Genomic DNA, 1550 nt, shown 5'->3' with positions numbered 1-1550 from the left:
TACGGTTCCTGTTCGTCAGTACCGAGTTTTGTAGTCTCGCTTTCTTCAGGTGTAACCTCGCGGTTACCACCCTTGCGACTTACTAATGCTTCCAGACGTTACTCCAGCGCATAAGGGACTTACACCCTCTAAATAAATTCTTATATTGCTATAAGATAAAGATGCCCATACTGGGCACACACAACGTATATAAAAAATAGCGGATTAAGTGCTTAATCTAAAGTGGTTTTCATAAATTTAACTTCAACACCAAACTGAAAAGCTATCGCTTAAAATCCGCTACTTTTCATATACAAAACCGTTGTAACCAATTTTGACGAAAAATGGAACAATTATTGATAAATTGATATTTTAATCATTAACATAATCAAATGAAAAAAATCTTCCTATTTTCAATCTTATCGATTTTAGCCTTTTCTAACGGATTCGGACAGTCGAAAAAAAACGACCTTAAATTAACAGTTTCTGCCTTACCTTTATTTGGCTCATCAGATGGATTTGAATCTGGAATTAACGGAATTGTGATTAAACCATCAATTGGTTATTTTATTTCCGATAAAACATCTATCGATTTGAATTTTTCATATGCAACACTGAACGATTTAACAGTTGGAAATATTGACTCATATTACAACTCTTATGCTTTCATCCCAACTCTAAGAAATAATTTTGTGAATAAAGAAAAGCTAAGAGTTTTTGCGGAATTCGGATTTGGATTAGGAACCATCAAATATGACGCTGACAACAGCTCTATGCGGAATTCACAGCACGAAAATTTAAGCGGAGGAATTTCAATCTTAAATATTGGAATTGGAGGAAATTATTTCTTCAATGAAAAATTCGGAATTGAATTAATAATACCATATTTGAGTACTAAAAACATAACATCTGATAATTCAAACAACCTTTATTCAGGAATTGGACCAACAATCGGATTTACATATATTTTGAATTAAAAAACTGGTTACAACACCGTATATAATTTATTGCTAGTTCTAGCCTACTTACGAAAATCCTCGCGGATTTTCTATTCGGTTTTTATTTGCTAAATTAGGTGCTTAAACCACGCAACAAACCATATACAACAACGTTGTGTACAATACAAAAGCACCATAATTTGAAATTAACTATTTTATTATTCTTCATAATTTCAAACTTTGGATTTTCTCAAACTGAAATCCTGAATGACACACTTATTGAGTGGAGCAAATCTCAAAGATTAAAATGGACTGATTTTAAAGGTAAGCCTTTAAAAGAACGAGGTGCTACAGTTGCCGAAACTCAATGTCAAGTTAAAGTAGTTGATATTTATTTGAATGATAAAGGAATTCCAATATTAACTGTCAAGTGCTACTTTAGTATAAATGAATTGTAGGCTTCCCCTTATTAGGACACCTCTAAATTCGATAAATAATTATTATTTAGGTCAGGTTTGATGAAGAATTTAAATTCTTCATCAAACCTGGGCATGTATTCTTTAGGTGATTTATTGCCCAGAGATTTATGCGGATGATTAAAATTATAGTCCTCTCTCCAGTTGTCGCTTATAT

3 protein-coding genes are annotated in these 1550 nt (G+C 32.3%); 2 read left to right on the top strand and 1 reads right to left on the bottom strand.

The features are described 5' to 3' along the window. Positions 1-371 precede the first annotated feature (371 nt). Together BFP75_RS11100 and BFP75_RS11095 are read left to right on the top strand one after the other, a co-directional pair. Positions 372-956 (top strand): hypothetical protein, encoded by a 585-nt coding sequence (locus tag BFP75_RS11100; protein WP_099545462.1) that lies wholly within the window; start codon positions 372-374, stop codon positions 954-956. A 161-nt stretch (positions 957-1117) separates the two neighbouring features. Then, complete coding sequence (locus tag BFP75_RS11095; protein WP_123803414.1) at positions 1118-1375, top strand: hypothetical protein; 258 nt, start codon at positions 1118-1120, stop codon at positions 1373-1375. 11 nt (positions 1376-1386) lie between these two features. On the opposite strand, the gene BFP75_RS22705 is transcribed toward BFP75_RS11095, so the two are convergent. Next, on the bottom strand, positions 1387-1548 hold the full coding sequence (locus tag BFP75_RS22705; protein ID WP_123803412.1) for an integrase core domain-containing protein: 162 nt from the start codon (positions 1546-1548) through the stop codon (positions 1387-1389). Positions 1549-1550 lie beyond the last annotated feature (2 nt).

The sequence above is a fragment of the Maribacter sp. 4G9 genome, assembly GCF_002742265.1.
Classification (GTDB): Bacteria; Bacteroidota; Bacteroidia; order Flavobacteriales; family Flavobacteriaceae; genus Maribacter.
This window is presented reverse-complemented; position numbering and strand designations above follow the sequence as displayed.